Origin of the sequence: Granulicatella seriolae (assembly GCF_024543085.1) — a bacterium.
GTDB classification, from domain to species: Bacteria; Bacillota; Bacilli; order Lactobacillales; family Aerococcaceae; genus Granulicatella; species Granulicatella seriolae.
Genome location: NZ_JANHNZ010000006.1, coordinates 61,380 through 80,562, shown reverse-complemented (window position 1 = coordinate 80,562; position 19,183 = coordinate 61,380). Strand labels below are relative to the sequence as shown.

The 19,183-nt window shown below is 37.4% G+C and carries 17 protein-coding genes; 11 read left to right on the top strand and 6 right to left on the bottom strand.

Annotated features, from left to right (window positions below; genetic code table 11):
- Positions 1-854 precede the first annotated feature (854 nt).
- Entirely contained in the window at positions 855-1,391 is a 537-nt protein-coding gene (locus NPA36_RS07180; protein ID WP_256945440.1) for a hypothetical protein, read from the top strand.
- The gene (locus tag NPA36_RS07175) at positions 1,384-1,632 is read left to right on the top strand and encodes a hypothetical protein (protein WP_256945439.1); all 249 of its coding nucleotides are present in this window, start codon (positions 1,384-1,386) and stop codon (positions 1,630-1,632) included. Before NPA36_RS07180 ends, NPA36_RS07175 begins: the two co-directional genes overlap by 8 nt.
- Positions 1,633-1,982: 350 nt before the next feature.
- Here the strand turns inward: NPA36_RS07175 and NPA36_RS07170 are convergent, their stop codons facing one another.
- The gene (locus NPA36_RS07170; RefSeq protein ID WP_256945438.1) at positions 1,983-2,423 is read right to left on the bottom strand and encodes a hypothetical protein; all 441 of its coding nucleotides are present in this window, start codon (positions 2,421-2,423) and stop codon (positions 1,983-1,985) included.
- Between the two features lie 1,317 nt (positions 2,424-3,740).
- On the opposite strand from NPA36_RS07170, the gene NPA36_RS07165 reads away from it, so the two are divergent.
- Positions 3,741-4,007 (top strand): hypothetical protein, encoded by a 267-nt coding sequence (locus NPA36_RS07165; RefSeq protein ID WP_256945437.1) that lies wholly within the window; start codon positions 3,741-3,743, stop codon positions 4,005-4,007.
- Positions 4,008-4,100: 93 nt separating this feature from the next.
- On the opposite strand, the gene NPA36_RS07160 is transcribed toward NPA36_RS07165, so the two are convergent.
- Both NPA36_RS07160 and NPA36_RS07155 read right to left on the bottom strand, forming a co-directional pair.
- Positions 4,101-5,000: a nucleotidyl transferase AbiEii/AbiGii toxin family protein gene (locus tag NPA36_RS07160; protein WP_256945436.1), complete on the bottom strand. Its 900-nt coding sequence runs from the start codon at positions 4,998-5,000 to the stop codon at positions 4,101-4,103.
- A 17-nt stretch (positions 5,001-5,017) separates the two neighbouring features.
- Positions 5,018-5,896 carry a hypothetical protein gene (locus tag NPA36_RS07155; protein WP_256945435.1) on the bottom strand — a complete coding sequence of 293 codons (879 nt, stop codon included), beginning with the start codon at positions 5,894-5,896 and terminating at the stop codon, positions 5,018-5,020.
- A gap of 571 nt (positions 5,897-6,467) precedes the next feature.
- Here NPA36_RS07155 and NPA36_RS07150 point away from each other — a divergent pair.
- Together NPA36_RS07150 and NPA36_RS07145 are read left to right on the top strand one after the other, a co-directional pair.
- The gene (locus NPA36_RS07150) at positions 6,468-6,773 is read left to right on the top strand and encodes a hypothetical protein (protein WP_256945434.1); all 306 of its coding nucleotides are present in this window, start codon (positions 6,468-6,470) and stop codon (positions 6,771-6,773) included.
- 360 nt (positions 6,774-7,133) lie between these two features.
- Positions 7,134-7,334, top strand: a complete 201-nt coding sequence (locus tag NPA36_RS07145) for a hypothetical protein (RefSeq protein ID WP_256945433.1) — start codon at positions 7,134-7,136, stop codon at positions 7,332-7,334.
- A 388-nt stretch (positions 7,335-7,722) separates the two neighbouring features.
- Here the strand turns inward: NPA36_RS07145 and NPA36_RS07140 are convergent, their stop codons facing one another.
- Both NPA36_RS07140 and NPA36_RS07135 read right to left on the bottom strand, forming a co-directional pair.
- Entirely contained in the window at positions 7,723-8,274 is a 552-nt protein-coding gene (locus tag NPA36_RS07140; protein WP_256945432.1) for a TMEM175 family protein, read from the bottom strand.
- 69 nt (positions 8,275-8,343) lie between these two features.
- Positions 8,344-9,618, bottom strand: a complete 1,275-nt coding sequence (locus tag NPA36_RS07135; RefSeq protein ID WP_256945431.1) for a BaiN/RdsA family NAD(P)/FAD-dependent oxidoreductase — start codon at positions 9,616-9,618, stop codon at positions 8,344-8,346.
- A gap of 565 nt (positions 9,619-10,183) precedes the next feature.
- Between NPA36_RS07135 and NPA36_RS07130 the strand changes: the two genes are divergently transcribed.
- Together NPA36_RS07130 and NPA36_RS07125 are read left to right on the top strand one after the other, a co-directional pair.
- Positions 10,184-10,885: an ABC transporter ATP-binding protein gene (locus NPA36_RS07130; RefSeq protein WP_256945430.1), complete on the top strand. Its 702-nt coding sequence runs from the start codon at positions 10,184-10,186 to the stop codon at positions 10,883-10,885.
- Positions 10,886-10,898: 13 nt separating this feature from the next.
- Positions 10,899-14,375, top strand: coding sequence for an FtsX-like permease family protein (locus NPA36_RS07125; protein ID WP_256945429.1), 3,477 nt, complete (start codon positions 10,899-10,901; stop codon positions 14,373-14,375).
- Positions 14,376-15,172: 797 nt separating this feature from the next.
- Here NPA36_RS07125 and NPA36_RS07120 read toward each other — a convergent pair.
- A complete protein-coding gene (locus NPA36_RS07120) occupies positions 15,173-15,676 on the bottom strand; it encodes an FUSC family protein (protein WP_256945428.1) in 504 nt (167 codons plus the stop codon).
- A gap of 155 nt (positions 15,677-15,831) precedes the next feature.
- On the opposite strand from NPA36_RS07120, the gene NPA36_RS07115 reads away from it, so the two are divergent.
- The 4 genes from NPA36_RS07115 to NPA36_RS07100 all read left to right on the top strand — a co-directional run bounded on the left by NPA36_RS07115 (position 15,832) and on the right by NPA36_RS07100 (position 19,089).
- Positions 15,832-16,368, top strand: coding sequence for a hypothetical protein (locus NPA36_RS07115; protein ID WP_256945427.1), 537 nt, complete (start codon positions 15,832-15,834; stop codon positions 16,366-16,368).
- A 111-nt stretch (positions 16,369-16,479) separates the two neighbouring features.
- Positions 16,480-17,139 (top strand): glycoside hydrolase family 73 protein, encoded by a 660-nt coding sequence (locus NPA36_RS07110; RefSeq protein WP_256945426.1) that lies wholly within the window; start codon positions 16,480-16,482, stop codon positions 17,137-17,139.
- An 88-nt stretch (positions 17,140-17,227) separates the two neighbouring features.
- The gene (locus NPA36_RS07105; protein WP_256945425.1) at positions 17,228-17,929 is read left to right on the top strand and encodes a beta/alpha barrel domain-containing protein; all 702 of its coding nucleotides are present in this window, start codon (positions 17,228-17,230) and stop codon (positions 17,927-17,929) included.
- A 41-nt stretch (positions 17,930-17,970) separates the two neighbouring features.
- Entirely contained in the window at positions 17,971-19,089 is a 1,119-nt protein-coding gene (locus NPA36_RS07100; protein WP_256945424.1) for an ATP-grasp domain-containing protein, read from the top strand.
- The last annotated feature ends 94 nt before the right edge of the window (positions 19,090-19,183 follow it).

Genomic DNA, 19,183 nt, shown 5'->3' with positions numbered 1-19,183 from the left:
ATAAAAAAATGATTTTTATGGTCAGTATGAGAAAAACAAAGAAAAATCCATGGCTAGAATAATTAGAAAAAAGTAAAATCATAAGTGCTGAACTGAAGAGTTGCATACAATATAGGGCTAATATACTGATTAGTACCTTGGTTAGAAGATAGAAATCTATATCGTTCTTTTTTTTGAATATGAGGTATGTTGAAAGAACAAGTAAGACATCTCCAAATTTAGTGTATAACTGAACGAAGTATACAAAGGCAAGAAGTACAATTGAAAAAATCTTCTTTTTTTTGCTTAGAGTAGAAAACATTGAAGTGTTGGAGAGAAAAAAGAAGATTATTAAATACAGAGATAGATTACATACTAGTAAAAATAATTGAGCTTTTAAGTCCACGCTAATCAAAACTGTTCACCCCTTTGATAATTTAAGTATATCAAAGGGGTGAAGGATTAACAATGTTTTAAAAATGATATGAAACAGTATAACAAATCTAGCCCAGGGACATTATAATCGTACACTACAATTCCTCCTTATTTTCAATTAAACAAAATTAGTGATTTGATTAATCATTAGTTTGTCATAGGTAGCGATAATAATGTTAAAACTATCCTAAACAATATCAAAATCTATCCTGAACGTGCAATACTAAACAAAAGTGACGTTCAGGATATAAAATGATATGATTCAGGATACTTTTTATAATTGGAAGGGTATCCATGATATTCTAAGCATGTAGTTAAGAAAGGCTGATTAGATGTGTCGGGACAGAAGCTAGGAATGGAGGATGGTGGTGTTGCCTATTGACGAACAAAATTAGTTGGCTGTCACTTTATTTGTTAGGATGAAAAAGAAAGGAAGCACTATGAAAATAAAAAATATTGTAATACTATTTTTAAGCATTATTACCTTAAGCACTATACTACCTAGCATATCAGCAGTATATGCTAGCGAAAACTCACAGGTAACATTCACTCAGAAAGATGCTGATTCATTGATACCAGTATTTGAAGCAATTGAAAGTATTCCTGATAATTTATTAGAAAGTGGAGATAGTACCGAAATAAACAAATATTTTCAAAATTATGGTGTTGAATTAAATGTATATAACAATAATATAGGTGAAGAATCATCTGATATTTCAATAATTACACCAAGAGCGAACTATTGGAGATGTGGACTAGCCATTGGACAGTTATTGCTAAGTGTCGCAATACCGGCTACTCAAATAGCAAAAATTAAAAAATATATAGCTGCTCTTGGTGGAGCGTGGAATGCTGCTAAATTACTAGTAGGAGCAACTAGTGTATCTGAAAAACTACAAGGAACGTTATCAGCTTTGGCTGGGATATTGATGTCATTAACTGGAATATCAGACATCAAGGATTATTGTTTTGGATAGTTTATTAATAGTTGCTAACATTATATTAATGATACTTGTAATCTTGCTCTACTCAGAAAAAAATAAAACAGCGACTGTTTTCACAAAAATATTGATTGATAATAAAATTCTTGAAAAGGAACTCAAAAAAGAAATCTCCACAAAGACAGAAAAAGAGATGTTAAAATCAATCAATAAACAGTATAAAGTAGGTTTAATTAATTCCACAAAAATATTGAAATCGATAAAAGCAAAAGAATAAAATAATTCTTTATCCAAAGTAGCTAAAAAAGTTAAATAAAGTTAAATAAAGTTAAATAAAGCAAAAAAAGAAAGTTCTTGCTAAACTAACCTCAAATCGATCAAGAAACGAGGCGAGAAGACTTGCAAGAACTTTCTAATACCCATTTTACTTCAGTTTTACTCATTTTGATAGATGATCACCTACCCAAATATCCAAAACCAATGGAAATTTTAATGTCATACTCTTTATTATGACTTTCAATTAACAATAAAGTATGGGTTATGTTATTTAACTTGAATAGATAGAGAAAAAAGCAATAGCTAGTCTATACACTAGCTATTGCTTTTTAATTGTGACAGTTATAATTTTTATTGAGTGATAGTTAATAAATGCTTTTTCAAATTATCTAAGTTTTCCCCCCTATTTGTACCAATTGTATAATTTTCCTTATTTACAGTGACTTTATTTTTTTGAAAAATGGTTATTTCCTGAACAACTTTATCTTCTTTATAAAATACCACTTGGTAACCATAAGCTCTCTCTTGGTCTGTTATTTCTGTACCACTAAACGTAGAACCATTAGTTGAGTTACCAAATAGACTTTCTATATTTCCTAACAGGTACTTCATTTGTGTCGGGTCTTTTCCAGATGTTGTGTTTTCAGCGCCTTCATCTTTTTTAACAACAACAGTGAAGTAATCAGCTTCATTTGAAGAGATAATCTTTGCATTATTGTTTTGACAAGCTCCTAATACACAAGAGATAAGTAAAAACACCCCTGATAAAAAAGCGATTTTTATAATTTTCATCTCACAACCTCCATTTCTAAGTGAGTATCTTAACGAATAGTCTAATGAATGATTACTCTGTTTAAAATATAAGCATGTCCTCCTTTAGGGTAATTTTTATTTTAAAAAAGTAAGATTTGAACAGTACACCTATAACACATTATAACATGGCGGTATATAACAAAGTTCAAACTATCCTGAACCCTATCAAAATTCATCCTGAACGTATAATTAGGTGAGAATGACGTTCAAGATATAAAAAGGTATGGTTCAGGATAGTTTGAACGTTAAAAGCGAATTTTGTGGTATTCTAAGAATATAAAATAACAACTACATAGGATGAGGTACTCTATCACCTTTTGAAAACATATTTTGATACGAGGAGTGATTGTAGTCATGAAAACTGAACAAATAAATTATTTGATTGTTATTATAATGCTTGTAATGATGTTTTTTAACCTCTTACCTAGTACATTAATATTTCGACTGCTGTCAATCATTTTAATGTTACTAGCTGGATACGGGATTGTTAGAACACGAAAGGAAAAGAAATCTAGTTTATACTTTTATGTGATTTTTATTGGCTACTTATTGGTTTTGATATTTAGCTTTAGATTTTGAAAATCTAGTTTCGCTAAAGAGAATATATAAGAATCATTAGACAAACAGAAACAGTTTAAGTATTTTGGACAAAGGTAGCTGAAAGATTAAGTGATAAGTAGACTCTTAAAAGGGAACTCAAGAATAACGATACATTTTAAAGTACTGGAGGTGGTCTTATATGGAAAACAATACATTAAAGCGGAGCTTAGTAATCACTCTGGCAACATTTGTACTAGTTTTTGTCTCCAACCTAGTTTGGTTTTGGATAAAAACAGGGAGTGTCAGCGGGAATATATTATTTAGTCTTGGCGTCTCACTCACTGCTTGTATTCTTGTTCTTGTTCTTGTGATTGATAAAGTGTTTCGGAAGTAAGTTTTGTCAGCTTGCGTTAGAGCAATTTGCTTTGTATTTTAGATAGCCATTAGCTAATGAACCAACTCTTTAACGAGGAATTTCATTAGCTTTTTTCATATTCAAGTCATAAATTCCTGTGGTTCAGGACACATTGCCCCGTTAATCATTATGTCACTTTTAGCCCTGTGTTTATAGAAGCTGCTTCGATATAGCAAGTATGAATGAAAAAATCAGGCGATTACTTGTCTTGATGGAGCTGGGTTCATGATATACTGAGAGTAAGATAAAAATAGGTGTTTAAATATGTCGGTCAGGGTTTAAAAAAACTAGATATTAGTCATTATGGATTTTTTGCTAAACCCCATAAAGGAGTAAACGAGATGAAAAATCAAGAATTTCAAAAATTATTTAATTTGATTCTGATAGCCTCTGTCATTTTATTAATTGTGTTTGATCAGCTGTCGCCTTTAAATGAACAGGGCTTTGAGGTTGTTAAATATGGTTTACTGATTGCCCTCCAATTGTTTTTACAAGGCTATAGGCTTAAAAAGAAAATACCCTTTGAACAAAGTAGGTTTGAAACAGTTGCAAGTATCGTACTAATAGTTAGCTCGGTTATTGGCTTGGTTAGGGTGGGAATGAAGTGATGTTTAATTGCTATCACTACTATTGTTGCTATAGACTGGAATAAAATACCCCTCAAATGTTGGATGTTTAAGTCTAACATTTGAGGGGTTACTTTATTTACTGCGTATATCTTGCTTAGCTTTATATACTAGTAATAATGTTTCTAAGTATCCTTTAAATTGGCTGGCAATATTCTTTAGTTCAAGATGCTTTGCATACTCCCTGTCTTTAATGTAGTTCTTCCAATAGATTTCATTCATGTCTTTATTTGCAATTATTTCATCAACTGTAAAGAACCAATCTTCAAATAATTCTTCGTTAATAGATAGGTCGTTATGACGAAACGTCCATGTATTCTCAAAAGCATCATAGAAACTTGTGATACTCGGCCTATGTTGATAATTTAGAATCAAATGTATATCATAAAAATCTTTCATTCTAGAATTCCTTATCCCTAGATTCAGTATTATTTCTGTCTTTTCAGCAAGAATCGTCTCAATCGGATAGGCGTATAAAGTGATGGCTTTTTGTTCATCTTTTTTTTCGTTAAAAAGTAAAGGGATGGGGATGATTTTTGCTTGAGGAATGATGGGGTCACCAATCCCTATATCTAAGTCAAAATGAATACTTGAGTTGCCTTCTAAGAAAGTCATTTTAAATTTTGCTCGGAAACCATCATATGTTCTTTCTTTTTGCGTATCCAGTAGGTTAAGCAATTCAAATTGTAGATCATCATTCAAGTCAATAGCAATAATGCTTTTGAGCATTCTTAGGATATTATCTCTATCTGCTGCTATATCTTTTAACAGGGTATCTAAATCTTTTGTAGTTCTTTGCTTTACGTTGAAAATGGTTCCAAGTAAAAAACCACCCTTGATGATAAAGTTATCTCTATAGTCACTTTCTTGTAACCTTAATAAGAATCTTTCAGCAGCGTATCGTATTCTATACTCTTCAAAACTAATTTTTGAGTTTTCTGCTTTTATTAAATCTTTTAGCCTATTTGACTTCATTATTCATTGTACCTTTCTTAATGTAATTGTAATTCCCACATATACTTATCTAACTCTTCTAATACACCCTGTTGGTAGGCTATTCTTCTTAATCGCTTGCTGTCCCTAGGGTATAAAGCATAGTATTGTCTTAATGCTTCGTATTTAACTTCTTCTTCTGTCTTAGAATTTGGAGTTAATATATCTGCTATAGTTCTTTCAGCAGAGGTAACCTGAACAAGATTGTTATTATTTGTGCTTCTCATAACAATCTGACTATTACCTATTGGGTCATTTTTTGTTAGTAAGATAGGATCATTTTTGGAATAAGTGAAGACAAGTGATTTATTATTATTGTATACTTCACTATGAATTTTAATGGCATGGTTTGCCTTTTTTTCTAATTGAGAAAAATTGTAATTTTTTGGCATACTCATAATAGTTCTTCGAGAAATTACATCAGTTAAATTGAGCATATATAAAGCAGATTCATGTGAAATAACTGCTCTTGAATATTGAGCTTGAAAGACAAATGGTGCATCCAAGCTTTTATGAGGGAATATATAAGTGTTGTTTGATATTTCTTGTAGTTTATATTTGTGGATGAATTTATCTAAATAGTAATCACTAATACCAGCTTTATTCATTAGTTTTTTCACTATATTTCCATTGTATTTTTCGGACTGAACAAGAAATAAAAATTCTTTGGATTCTACAGGTGGTAGTTTGGAATCCAATAAATACTCTTTTAATTTATGTGTAAAGAAAGGTTCCTTTAAAAAATTAATAACTTGTGACAGTTGTTCATAGTTAAGGGTACTTACCATATCGTTAATTATACTTTTTTTCTCTTCTATACTTTTATCAGGACTCTTATCAGGTTCGTTTATAAAAAAATCATCTAAGTTATAATTCATTTCCTACCCTCCTTTATTATTAATATTTTATCATTTAACTAGTAAAATTGAAAGTGTAATTAGTTATTTGTTCAAAAAAATAAAAAATAATGAACATTTTTTATTTTTTTAACCACTATTAACAGAAGATTGAGTAGTTAAATGTATAAATTTATACATACTTTTTGGGTTTAATGACGTGTTACGGATAGGGTCTTTTTCATATCATAGAAGAATCAACGTTTCATCATATATTACATTGATTGTAAGAGAATAAAATTAGATAAAATAAAAGACGATATCATAAAATGAAGATTTTCCTAATGGGTTATTGTGTGAAATAGAAAAATTATTCTAACACTGAACATAACTCTCTTTAGTGTTAGAATACATATGTTTTGATTTAGGTTTCGAATTCTAACAAATAGTTATGCCAGCAGTGATCTATAGATTTTACAAGTTGAAAAGGTTACTATTCCTAAGTTTGACAGTAGTGTATGGAAACCGTAAAATGAAATAAATAGCAATAAACTAATAAACTAGTCAAATAAGGGATATCAAAATATTTTATGAGATTGAGGAGGGACTACACATGAAAAAAGTTGTGTTTTTCATACCGGCAATACTATTTACAATATTATATGGCAGTTTAGCACTAGGTGGCGTGGGTTCGATAAACCCAATTGCTATTGCTTGCTTAATTTTGTTTTGGATTGCAGGTATCTTGTTAAGCAAAACCATATTTTGGGGTGGGGTACTGGGATTAATCCCTGGGGCATATTTTGTTTATTTGGGTACTCAAGAAACTGGACAAGTGTTTAATGAAGCACCGATTGGACTTATTGTTTTACTCTATTATGCGGCATGTATGTATTTTGTCTTTAGAAAAGGTTATTAGTGTAATTTCCATACTACTATTACTCATTTCCCTTGTTTTATTTTCCCTACTTCATACCGACATATCAAAACTTGTTACAGTTACTGTTGACCTCACAAAATGGCTGGATGTAGGCTTTTATTTATGGCAATGGGCTTGGTACAGTTTGATTGCTGGTATGGTGCTTAATATTCTTGCATTTGTTTTAAGAATGAAAAAAACTAATTAAAAAATGTTCCTGTTCTACGTTCAAGACATAAAATGCTTTGTTTCAGGATACTTTTAACAAAACTGCCTCACTTTATGCTAAGTTATGTTTATAAAATAGTTATCAGTAGACACCAAACTTTTGAAACATCATTTATAAGGAGCGGAGACAAGATGGACACAAGAGATAAAGATAAAAACATAAGCAGATTTTTACTGATTGTTACTTTGATTTTAGGCATTAACATTGTTCTCTTTAAAATTGCTAGCTTTTACTTTTTCCGAAGTGACATCCTTGATTTTGATTTCTGGCTAGGTGTAGTCTTAGTTACTTATAGTGGCTACGAACTATTTGAAAAGAAGAAAATTTTATAGAGATAGTTGATAAGTGGGTATAATCATCATACTGAGTAAAAAATTTCTAAACCAATAAAAAAAGCAGTCCTCACAACTATGTAAGGATTGCTTTTTTATTGGTTTAGAGCTTTTTCATAGGTATAAGCAAAAAGTTGGGTCTATAACAAAAGAGTTTCCGACAAAGCTATCAGAAATAACGGTGCAAAGCATAGCTGTACGCACAGTGGATGTTTGGAGCTTTCGCCGTTACAGCCACGTAGACAGCTAAGCCAGTGAGACCAAGGCTTACGGCGGTGCCACCGTTTCGATTTCTGATAGATTTGTCGGAAACGCTTTTGTGTTTTAGAAATAGATGTTATTTTTATGGACTATTTACCCAGTATTCAGTACATTATGCAAGGCATCTCTAGTCAAAAAACATAACTACCATCATAGCGACAGATATAATGCCAATAACAATTAAACTGTAAATTGGAGCAGTAAAGGCCAGGACTAAGGCAATGACATAGCCACCATATAATATTGACCTGTAAGTAAAGTTGACAGTAACATCCCTTTTTGCTTCAGGGTTATCTTTCAACACTTGCCAATCCAAGACTTGGAACATGACACTCCACAAGAGTAGTACCACGATAAACAGAACTCCCGGCAAGGTATCATTAGGTGAACGGCCTACCCAGTTTGATGTAAAAGGTACTAAGGCCAGTAAGAAGACCCAGATGCCATTAAATAGATAGGTTTGTTTGGAAATAATTTTTGCTTTTTTGAAAAGATTGTGGTGATTGTACCACACCGTATAAATCAGGGTGAAGCTAATAAAGTAAGCTAAGAAAACGGGCCATTCTTCAACAAGACTGGCTAAGGTATTGTATTGTGGTATATGCAGTTCTAACACCATGATGGTAGCTGCGATGGCAATAATAGCATCTGTAAAAGCTTCTAATCTATTTTTATTCATTTTTACATCAATCCTCCTTATACATACTATATTTTATAGGGAAAATCATCGTTTATCAATTAGGTTAGACTATATTTTTAAACTAGTCCAAGCAGCGTGTTGTCCGGCTGTGTGTCCCGTTACGAAAGCAGCCGTAATATTGTAACCACCTGTGTAACCGTGAATGTCCAGTAGTTCACCGCAAAAGTACAAGCCACTAACTTTTTTGGACCCCATGGTTTTAGGGTCAACTTCTTTAGTGCTCACACCGCCACCTGTCACAAAGCCTTTTTCGATGGGCAAGGAGCCATTTACCGTGAAGGTGAAGCCTTTGATGAGTCCAAGTAGGGCTTCTTCTTGTGGTTTGGTGACTTGGTTGATGGGGAGCTGTAAGGGCAGGTCTAAACGGTTTAGTAGAAATTCTGCGTAGCGTTCGGGCATCCATTCTTTTAGGAAGGTTTTGACCGCTCGCTGTGGAGATTCTTTTAGCCAAGCTTGCCATTCTTGAGCCAGAGAGCCTAGTGACCGGTTTGGCAGCAAGTCCAAGTGCATGGTAACTTCTTTGGTGACTTCTCTTTGCTGGATTTGGTAGACAAAGCTGGAGCAGCGCAAGACGGCTGGCCCCGATATGCCGAAATGAGTGAAAATCATATCCATCTGATGGGTGACAACTGCCTTTCCTTTTTTGTTGAGGACACTTAGGGCGATGTCTCGTAGGGAGAGGGCTCGTAGATTTTTGTCAGCGATAAAGGCTTCGTCACTGGTTAGGGGAACTTCGGTTGCAAACAGTGGGGTAATGGTGTGACCGGCAGAACGAGCCAAAGCATAACCATCACCAGTAGAGCCTGTTTTGGGGTAGGACTTACCACCCATGGCTAAGATGACAGATGTTGCGGTTAGGGCTTCACCGTTATCCAAAAGGACACCTGTTACTTGTTGATTGGCCACCAGAAGTTTCTTGACTTGGACATTCGTTCTAACGCTAACGCCTAGTTTTTTAATCTCCTTAATGAAAGCTTCTAAGATAGTCTTGGCGGAATCTGTAGTAGGAAAGAGCCTACCATGGTCTTCCTCTTTGAGCGCCACACCACGTGATTGGAAAAAATCAATAATATCATGATTGTTGTACTGAGAAAAGGCACTGTATAAAAAGCGACCATTTCCGGGGATGTGGGCAATAATTTCTTCAGCTGGTCTAGCGTTCGTTACATTGCATCGAGTGCCACCAGTTAGGAGCATTTTTTTACCTAAGCTAGGATTTTTTTCTAACAATAGTACCTTAGCACCATTTTGCGCTGCGGTGACCGCCGCCATAAGCCCACTAGTCCCACCACCCACAACAATTACATCATACGAATCCGTCATAAATTTCCATCCTTTTCTCTTATCTCAACTTGTCGTTTGAATCTTAAGTCTTTGTCATTGTACACAAAAAATAAGCTGAAAACTAGCATGATGGTTAATAAGTTGTCACTAATAACCTCAGTTTTTAAGCAGAGATAGGCCTAGCCGATTGACAACTACCTACATAGCTAAGGAGCAGTCAAAAAGTCCTTGCTGCCATTTAAACAAAAGAGTTTTGCGAGAATCTTACCAGAAATAACGGTGTAAAGCATAGCTGGCGCACAGTGGATGTTTCGGCTTTAGCCGATTACAGCCACGTAGACAGCTAAGCCAGTGAGACCTCGGCTCACGGCGATGCCACCGTTCTCATTTCTGGTAAGATTCTCGCAAAACTCTTTTGTGGTTTAGAAATAGAGGTTATTCTTAAGCCTGTATTGTTATGCCACCATTCTCATTTCTGACCGTTTTTCTGGCGCTCTATTTTTCACCTATAACAGCCGAATCCCCACCTTTTTCACAGCACCATTTGCTAGAATTCACTCTCAATCATGGTATACTAGTATCGAATAGAAAAGGAGGAATCCCCATGTCCTATATCTCAATCCAAGAAGAAACCAAAGAATATAAGAGCGGTGAAACCAGCACCTTAGCCAATGACCGCGTCTCCTTCGACATTAACGAAGGCGAATTTGTGGTGATCTTAGGCCCATCCGGAGCAGGCAAATCAACCGTGCTCAATATACTGGGTGGCATGGATTCACCAACATCTGGAAAGGTCATCGTTGACGGAGAAGACATTGCTCAATTCAATGACAAAGAACTCACCAAGTACAGAAGAGAAGCAGTCGGATTTATCTTCCAAAACTACAATCTAATCCCTAACCTGACAGCCAAAGAAAACGTTGAAATGGCGGTACAAATCTCTCCTCAAGCCAAAGACCCTATTCAAGTTCTGCAAGATGTGGGGTTAGGCAACAAACTTGATCATTTTCCTGCTCAGTTATCTGGTGGGGAGCAACAACGGGTGTCTATCGCTAGAGCAGTTGCTAAACAGCCTAAACTCTTACTTTGCGATGAGCCAACTGGAGCTCTGGACTTTGAAACCGGCAAACAGGTACTACATCTCTTGCAAGAAACCTGTTGGGAGCTAGGAACAACGGTTATCGTTATCACCCATAACCAAGAAATTTCCAAGATGGCAGACCGTGTTATTAAGATTAATAGTGGACAAGTGGAGAAGATTACGGTCAATGAAGCGCCGCTAATGGTAGATCAAATCGAATGGTAGGATGTGAGAATTAATGAAAAAGAAAGCATTAAGGCGTGATATCTTCCAAGAAATCCGTCTAACCTTCACCAAGTTTATATCGATTGTTTCCATCATTCTTTTGGGTGTAGGTTTTTTTGCCGGAATTAGTGCTACAGGGCCAGATATGATTTTAACGGCGCAATCCTACTATAAAAACCAACAACTAGCCGATATGCGTGTGGTGTCTACTATGGGGATCACGGAAGACGATCTAACCAAGTTGCAAGAGCTAGGGGATGTCAAATTAAGCCCCTCTAAAAGTGTGGAGATGTCTATCGATGGTGGAGGGCAAGTACTAGATATTCGACAATTGCCAACTGCTCAGGATGCCAATCAGCTCGTGTTGACACAAGGTCGCTTGCCCCAAAATACAAAAGAAATCCTACTTGATGCCAGTGCTGCCCTAAGTCATCATTACCAATTAGGACAGACCATTACCTTAAAAACTACTAAAAGCCAAGACGACTTAAGTCAGGAAGAAAAGGATGCTCAGCCTCATTTGGTAGCCAATGACTATACCGTGGTCGGCTTTGCCAACTCGCCCTTGTATATTCAACAGTTTAACCGTTCTTCGCCACAAAGTTCTAGCCTGATTGATGGCTTTGCCTATGTTATACCAGACGATATCAAAGGAGAAGTCTATACTGAGGTCTTTGTGCGTCAGAATGCTTTAGCTGGCCTGAATTTTAATGGAGACGACTACAAAGATAAGGTTAAGGAATTAATTGACTTAGCTGAAATATTGATGAATGGACAACCCTTGGCTCGTATCAATACCATCAAGGAAGAGGCACGTTTGAAGATTCAAGACGGGCAAAAGAAAATTGATGATGCCAAAAAAGCTATTAGTGATGCTGAGAAGAAATTAGCTGATGGACGCAAAGAGTTGGACGAAGGCTGGAAAACCTATCAGACCAATCTCAATGATTTCCAAAACAAGATTAGCCAAGGTCAGGCTAAATTAGACGAGTCTAAGAGCCAGTTGGACAGTTCAAAAGCTGAGATTGATAGTGGCTGGCAAACCTATTATCAAAACAAGGCGCTCTTGGATCAAGGGAAGGCGCAACTAGCTAGTCAAGAAGCTGTTGTTGAGCAACAGGTACGAGCAGGACTGGAACAGATCAACCAGATTCAGGCACAATTCAATGCCATTAAGGTGGTACCAATCCCTGACCGACCTATGGAAATTCCTAACCCAGATAAGCCAAAACCACCAACGGAATCAAGTTCATCGGACTCATCTAGCTCTTCAGACTCTTCCAGTCAGGAGAGTATACCAGATACCATTATTATCTATGTTCCAGCACCACCACCATTTACACCGGAAGAAAAGCAAGCCATGATGGTTCGTGCAGCTAACGGTGACCCCGAAGCATGGCAAATTCTCTTACAAGCTTATGCGACTGCTTTTATTCCCAAAGAAGAAATTCAAGGATTAATCGACCAAACGAAAAGTAAATTAGAAGGAGCTATGACTCAGTTCGAGCAGGCCAAAGCTGATTTACAAGCTCAAGAAACGCAACTAGTGGCTGGTAAAGCGCAGTTGGAAAACTCCCAAGCACAATGGGAAGCTGGTTATGAGCAGTGGGCAAATGGGCAAGAAACCTTGTCTAGCCAACGTATCAGCGGTCAGGAACAATTGGACCAAGCCAAAGAAAAGCTAGACGCTTCGGAGAAAGAATACCAAGAAGGTTTAGAAACCTTTACTAAAACCAAAGCGGAACATCAGCCAGATATTGATAAGGGAGAGGTAGACATTGCTAAAGCCAATGCGGACTTGGAAGATCTGGCAGAACCAGAATATTATTTCTTTGACCGCACCATCAACCCCGGCTATCAAGAGTATGCAGCCAACGCTGACCGTATGTCGGCTATCGCTCGTATCGTACCTCTCTTCTTTTTCTTGGTAGCTGCCTTAGTCAGCTTCACCACCATGAAACGGATGGTAGATGAACACCGATCCCAAATTGGAACCATGAAGGGTTTGGGCTATGGCAACTTTGACATTGCTAAAAAATATTTGGTTTATGCTGGTTTAGCGGCACTAATTGGTTCGGTTTTGGGCTTAGCGATTGGTTACCAGCTTTTTCCGAGAGTTATTTTCAATGCTTATTCCAGTCTCTATAATTTTGCCGACTTCACGATTAGTAGTTATTGGTCCTACACTATACTGTCTTTACTGATGGCCTTCTCTTGTACTTTGGGTGCCGTTGCTCTTGCAGGAGTAAGAACCTTTAGAGAAAGTGGCGCTAGTCTGATGCGACCACGACCACCAAAACAGGGGCACCGAATTTTATTAGAACGAATCGGCTTTATTTGGAATCGATTGAGTTTCAGTAGAAAGATTACCATGAGGAACCTCTTCCGTTACAAAGGCAGAAACTCTATGACGGTTATCGGAATAGCCGGATGTACCGCCTTGATTGTAACAGGATTTGGGATTTCAGATTCTATTTCCGGACTTGCTAGCAAGCAGTTCGAGGAATTGACCACCTATACAACCATCGTATCCTATGCCGATGATGCTAGCCAAGAACAAAAGGATCAGCTAGAGTCCTCTTTGTTAGCCAATTCAGAAGTAGAAAGTCTCTTTACTGCTAGCACTAGCCAAATTGATTTGGTAATCGATGGGGAAAACAACCAGCAGGTGACGGTCCTTGCACCGTTGGAGGGAGATTTTTCTGCTCTAGTCCACCTCAGACAGCGTAGGGACGGGCAGTCGCTCACCTTGCCAGAATCAGGTGCCATCATCACAGAGAAACTAGCCAAATTGTTAGGGCTATCAGTAGGAGATACGGCAACTGTGAAGGATACAACCGACAAAACCTATACCTTCACTGTAGCTGGCATTACGGAGAATTACTTAGAGCACCGACTCTATGTGTCACCAACCACTTATAGTGAAGCTTTGAAGAAACCGATTATCGAAAACACAGTCTTCCTTAAACTAAAAGGCAATGAAAGTGAACAAGCTACATTTTCAAGGAAGCTAAACGAAGAAAAAGGCGTTCTATCCGTCATGCAAATGGGCTCCATCGTGACGTCCTTTAAAGATACGATAGCCAGCTTGGACATTATTACTATCGTCTTAATTGTTTCAGCGGCTACTCTAGCCTTTATCGTTCTCTATAACTTGAGTAACATCAACATTTCTGAGCGGTTAAGAGAGTTATCGACCATTAAAGTTCTAGGTTTTTACCCAAAAGAAGTGTCCATGTATATCTTCCATGAGCTGTTCATTCTAACTATTTTAGGGATTGCATTTGGGTCTGCTTTAGGTGCTGTCCTGAATATCTTCGTATTGAAAACGGCTGAGATCGACCTCATGCTATTCCCAGCTCAAGTTTCATGGCTTAGCTACCTCTATTCGGCAGTTCTGACCTTAGTCTTCTCTAGCGTAGTTATGCTAGCAATGCATAGGAAATTACTAAAAGTTAACATGGTAGAAGCTTTGAAAGCAGAAGAATAAAAGATAATGAAATAAGCTCCAGAAATCAGATGGTTGATTTCTGGAGCTTATTTCTCCTCACAAATGAGATAGTTGCGCAAAACTCTTTTCTTGAATCGCAGTCTGGAATTTTTGCCCAATCCCGTTTCATTTCTCTGTTAAAAAGGGGGGCAAGGTATTATGGTGTGTGGCTGAGCTTTCCCCTTGTATTTATGAGCTTTCATTTAGACATTGAAAAGATGAGTATTGACGAATTATGAGAAAATAGGCTCAAAACTGATGATTTACTGGGAATAGAAGTGTTCTACTCCCAGTAAATGAGCTAAAATAGATAAGTTTTCTCATAAATCCCTCTAATTTAAGTCCTAAAAGAACAAAAAGGCTCAAATAATGATGAATTATGAGAAAACAGGCCCAAAACTGATGATTTACTGGGAATAGAGTACTCCTACTCCCAGTAAATCAGCCAAAATAGATAAGTTTTCTCATAAATCCTTCTAATTATAGCCCTAAAAGAACAAAAAGGCTCAAATAATGACGAATTATGAGAAAACAGGCTCAAAACAGGTGGTTTACTGGGAATAGAGTACTCCTACTCCCAGTAAATGAGCTAAAATAGATAAGTTTTCTCATAATTCAAACGAAAAAGGAGCCCCTAGATAAGCAATCAAAAATGAGATAGCTAGGTAGATAGTCCTATCATAATACAAAAGAGTTTCTGAAAAATTTATCCGAAATAATGGTGTAAGACAGCACCGTCTTTTCGATTTCGGATATATTTTTCAGAAACTCTTTTGTTTAGTGATAATGCAGACCATTTAGCTAGCCTTCTTATCTGCATAATGATTTGGTAGCACGATATTCACCACAATCGCAATGATGGCGCCAATCACCGTATCTAAAACACGTTGGATGGCAAATGAAATATTTTCATCATTTTCCACATTAAAGTAGATGACGCAAAAGGTGGCGCAGGTGCTGATAATACCAGAAGGGTTGAACTGGTTGCTAAAGAGGATGATGATAATGACCGCTAGTGGCGCAAAAATAATATCGGCATATCCTCCTAGACTCAAAGAAACTTTTATGTAAATAAAAATAGCTGCTAAGACACCACCCAAAATATTCCCAAAAACACGGACCTTTCCAAAGGTAACTGTCTCATTATGGTCCGTTCGTAAGGTAAATATCGAGGAAATTGCCGCCAACATGGGGGAACCACGATTGATCAATTTGAACAAGAGAACACAAAGCCCTACAGAAATAGCTGTTTTGGTGGTTCGCAAGCCGATATGAAATGGACTTTGAGGTTTGCTTGGCATAAAATTCATCCTTTCCAATGTGATAAAACCATCTTTAAGAAAAAAATACCACATTTTAAGTGTAAAAACAAGGAAATTACTTTCAATTATACACGTATTAAGTGTATAATAGGCATAGGTAAACAATAAAAAGATAAGTGCAAGGAGGAAATATCATGAATGAAGCGTTAGTACAATTAGTCTTAGAAGCCGTTAAGGAGCAATACGTTAACGAGAAAGCTTTTTATAGCAACGAATTAGGCATCAGCCCTCAAAGTTGGGACCGCTGGAAAAAAGGTCAACAAGGTCTCAAGTACGATAACATGCAGATTCTATCTGTTCTTTTTACTGATTATGAATGGATGTTGGTACGCAAGGTTTGTCGCAATGCGGAAATATTCCCTGAAGTAGCCGCAGATCCTGTCGCAGAGTACAAGCAGCTGAAGTTCCACACCGCTACAAAATGGATTCAACGAGGAGTGGCAACTGTCGAGTGGCGTAATGCTGATAAGGTTCAAGGCATTAAGAAACAGCACCTCACTACCCTAAGAATTTCCGTCAATTATGGTTTTTGGAGCTACCAAGACATTATCGAGTTACACCTACCAAGCCTAGTACGCCAACAAATTGAATCAGAAAAAGTGACCTTATTAGAATGGTTTGACGACTATTCTAAAGATACTTTACAAGAAATTAAGGCTGTAACAGAATAGTAAACATTAAAATCGAATAAAATTGACGGCTATCTGGGTGAGTTTATGGTAAAATTGTTCAATGAATAGGATTTTTCATGTGTACTTTTAAATGACGTTTAAGGAGACAATGTGGCGAAAAAATATAAGAAAAAAAAGATGATCTACCACGCTAAAAGAGGCTTCCGACTATCAGCGCAAGTAATTGTTTTAGGCTTGCTTTCTTTGGTCAGTGTGATTATTGTAGGTGTTCTGTCAGCCGTTAATAGCCAACCGCCTCAACCAGATGTAGCGGCAGAGAAACGACAATTTATTGAAACCTTAGCTCCAATTACCCAAGAAGTCTACAAAGAGTATGGTGTCTTGCCCAGTATTAGTCTATCCCAAGCCATTTTAGAGAGTGACTGGGGAACTAGTTCTTTGGCAGCACAATATTATAATCTGTATGGAATGAAAGGTAGTGGTGCAAGTCCTAGTGTTGATTTGGAAACTTCGGAATTTCACGATGGGCAATGGGTGCAGATTACTGGTCGTTTTCGTGTCTTTTCTTCATGGAAGGAGTCGATTGTGGATTATGCCATGCTGATGGTGGAGGGTGTAGACTGGAATCCCAATCTCTACCAGCCAGTTTTACAAGCTAGCAACTACAAAGAAGCGGCTCATGCCTTAGTAACAGCGGGATATGCAACGGACCCAACTTATGCAGAAAAATTGATTCAAATGATTGAGGAATATAACCTACAAGAGTACGATACATTGCCACCGACACCAGTGGAGTCGAGCAAGAACTAGTGGGGGTGGACACCATTGCTAGCTATATGATAAAAGAAATAATTCGTAACCTAAATCCTAGGTTGCTTTTTGATAAAGGAGAAATGTAATGACCAAAGATAAAGTAAACATCCCATCTGTCATGTCTGATCTACGTAGAGAGATTGTTCATGTTCCAGATATTATTCGCTCTTGTTCCGGTATAAGAATTTATGGTCGTCGCATTCGTTCGGTCTTATTCTCAACCGACGTTTCCATTATCAGCAACACAGATGCCGATGCTGTTTTGGCTGTCTATCCCTTTACACCTAGTCCAACCATCATCAAGAGTATTATGGTGGTGTCTTCTATTCCGGTTTTCGCTGGTGTGGGAGGCGGTCTAACAACTGGATTTCGTTCAGCAAATATGAGCCTATTTTCCGAGTCTGAAGGGGCTATGGCTGTGGTTGTTAATGGACCAACTCCAGCAGAAACCATCGAAAAAATTGATCAAATGGTGGATATTCCAATTATCTACACGGTAGTTTCTAGTCAATCAGCCATTCAACCACGCTTGGATGCCGGAGTGGATATCCTTAATGTTTCCGGTGGCCCTAATACGGCAGAAATCGTTCGCAAGCTGCGCCAAGACTTTCCAGATGTACCAATTATGGCTACAGGTGGCCCAACAGAGGAGACCATTCGTCAAGTCATCGAAGCGGGGGCTAATGCCGTTACCTACACACCGCCTTCCAATGGTGAACTATTCAAAGAAAAAATGATTAAGTACAGAACTAAAGAAGAGAACCAACACTTACAGGAAAAAAGTTAGAGGACATAGAAGTTAACAAATGGGGATGAGGGGTGTTAGAAATGAGTCAGTTACTACCAGGTCACAGAGTTGGAATCATAGGGGGGAGCTCACAGAACCTGTCAATTATACAAGCCGTACAGCTAGCTGGATATGAAGCTTTTATCTATCGGACAGAGGCTGAAATGGATTTTCCGGCAGCAGATTCACAAACAGTTGGGAGCTACGAGGACAAACAAGCCTTGATGGACTTTGCCCAAACGGTTGACGCGCTCTTGATATTAAGCAATGCTGTGGATATCGATATTCAGTTTGCACTCAGCAGTAAAACTCGTATCTATCAATCCTTTGAGTTGGCAGAAGTGGCACAAAACCGATTAGTCGAAAAGCTTTTTTTAGAAGAGCGAGCTATCAATCTAGCACCCTACAGTTTGATTACGACTGTTGGAGAACTACCAAGCGCCCTAACCAGTATCGGCTTTCCAGCAACCTTAACGGCTAATCGCCCGCAAGGAAAAGAGGAGACGTATATGATTTACGACCATGATATGGACGATCATGTCTTAGAAATGGTTACGACTCAACCTTGCATGCTAACGGCTTGGTTACCTACTAAGCGCTCATTTACCGTGTCTGTTATCAAAGATTTTGACAATCATCAGACTATTTTACCAATTACTGAAAACACTTATGTAAACGGACGATTGAAATTTTCTATTGCCTCAAAACGGATGAATCCTGAATGGGTAATTGAACTAAAACGGATTGCTTATAAGGTACTGGAAGGGGTAAATGGTACTGGTCTGGTTAGTTTAAACATCTTTATGGCGACCAATGGTATTTTTTATGTTGACAAGGTGGACCGTTTGCCTCTGCCCAATCAATGGTTCAGCCAAAAACAGATTGACTATTCAACGGCGCAGCTGATGGTGCGTTTGGCGGTCAGTCTTCCCATCAATTCAGTAGAGTTAAAAAAAGAGACCATCCTTATCCCTATCTATCAACATATGATGCAAAAAATTGACTTGTTAAGCTTAATCAAACCGTCTTGGGAAGTGGAGTATTTTAACCGACAAGCTAGCCAAGCAGATGACATTGTGGGAGTTTTACGTTTAAGTGGCGATTCCAGTGTGGATTTGTTAAATGAAATCGACACCTGTGACATTTTCCAGACCAAGTAACTTGGTTGATAGGCATCTTCTAGCCATAAATATCAGTTATCGGTGGGTGTGGTGATTTTTTTTGGGGAAGCTATTCCAAAAGAATCACCACATC

Bases quoted from the DNA above. Each gene is read 5' to 3' on its own strand.
- NPA36_RS07180 (WP_256945440.1), top strand. From the start codon at position 855: ATGAAAATAAAAAATATTGTAATACTATTTTTAAGCATTATTACCTTA.
- NPA36_RS07170 (WP_256945438.1), bottom strand. From the start codon at position 2,423: ATGAAAATTATAAAAATCGCTTTTTTATCAGGGGTGTTTTTACTTATC.
- NPA36_RS07165 (WP_256945437.1), top strand. From the start codon at position 3,741: ATGAAAAATCAAGAATTTCAAAAATTATTTAATTTGATTCTGATAGCC.
- NPA36_RS07160 (WP_256945436.1), bottom strand. From the start codon at position 5,000: ATGAAGTCAAATAGGCTAAAAGATTTAATAAAAGCAGAAAACTCAAAA.
- NPA36_RS07155 (WP_256945435.1), bottom strand. From the start codon at position 5,896: ATGAATTATAACTTAGATGATTTTTTTATAAACGAACCTGATAAGAGT.
- NPA36_RS07150 (WP_256945434.1), top strand. From the start codon at position 6,468: ATGAAAAAAGTTGTGTTTTTCATACCGGCAATACTATTTACAATATTA.
- NPA36_RS07145 (WP_256945433.1), top strand. From the start codon at position 7,134: ATGGACACAAGAGATAAAGATAAAAACATAAGCAGATTTTTACTGATT.
- NPA36_RS07140 (WP_256945432.1), bottom strand. From the start codon at position 8,274: ATGAATAAAAATAGATTAGAAGCTTTTACAGATGCTATTATTGCCATC.
- NPA36_RS07135 (WP_256945431.1), bottom strand. From the start codon at position 9,618: ATGACGGATTCGTATGATGTAATTGTTGTGGGTGGTGGGACTAGTGGG.
- NPA36_RS07130 (WP_256945430.1), top strand. From the start codon at position 10,184: ATGTCCTATATCTCAATCCAAGAAGAAACCAAAGAATATAAGAGCGGT.
- NPA36_RS07125 (WP_256945429.1), top strand. From the start codon at position 10,899: ATGAAAAAGAAAGCATTAAGGCGTGATATCTTCCAAGAAATCCGTCTA.
- NPA36_RS07120 (WP_256945428.1), bottom strand. From the start codon at position 15,676: ATGCCAAGCAAACCTCAAAGTCCATTTCATATCGGCTTGCGAACCACC.
- NPA36_RS07115 (WP_256945427.1), top strand. From the start codon at position 15,832: ATGAATGAAGCGTTAGTACAATTAGTCTTAGAAGCCGTTAAGGAGCAA.
- NPA36_RS07105 (WP_256945425.1), top strand. From the start codon at position 17,228: ATGACCAAAGATAAAGTAAACATCCCATCTGTCATGTCTGATCTACGT.
- NPA36_RS07100 (WP_256945424.1), top strand. From the start codon at position 17,971: ATGAGTCAGTTACTACCAGGTCACAGAGTTGGAATCATAGGGGGGAGC.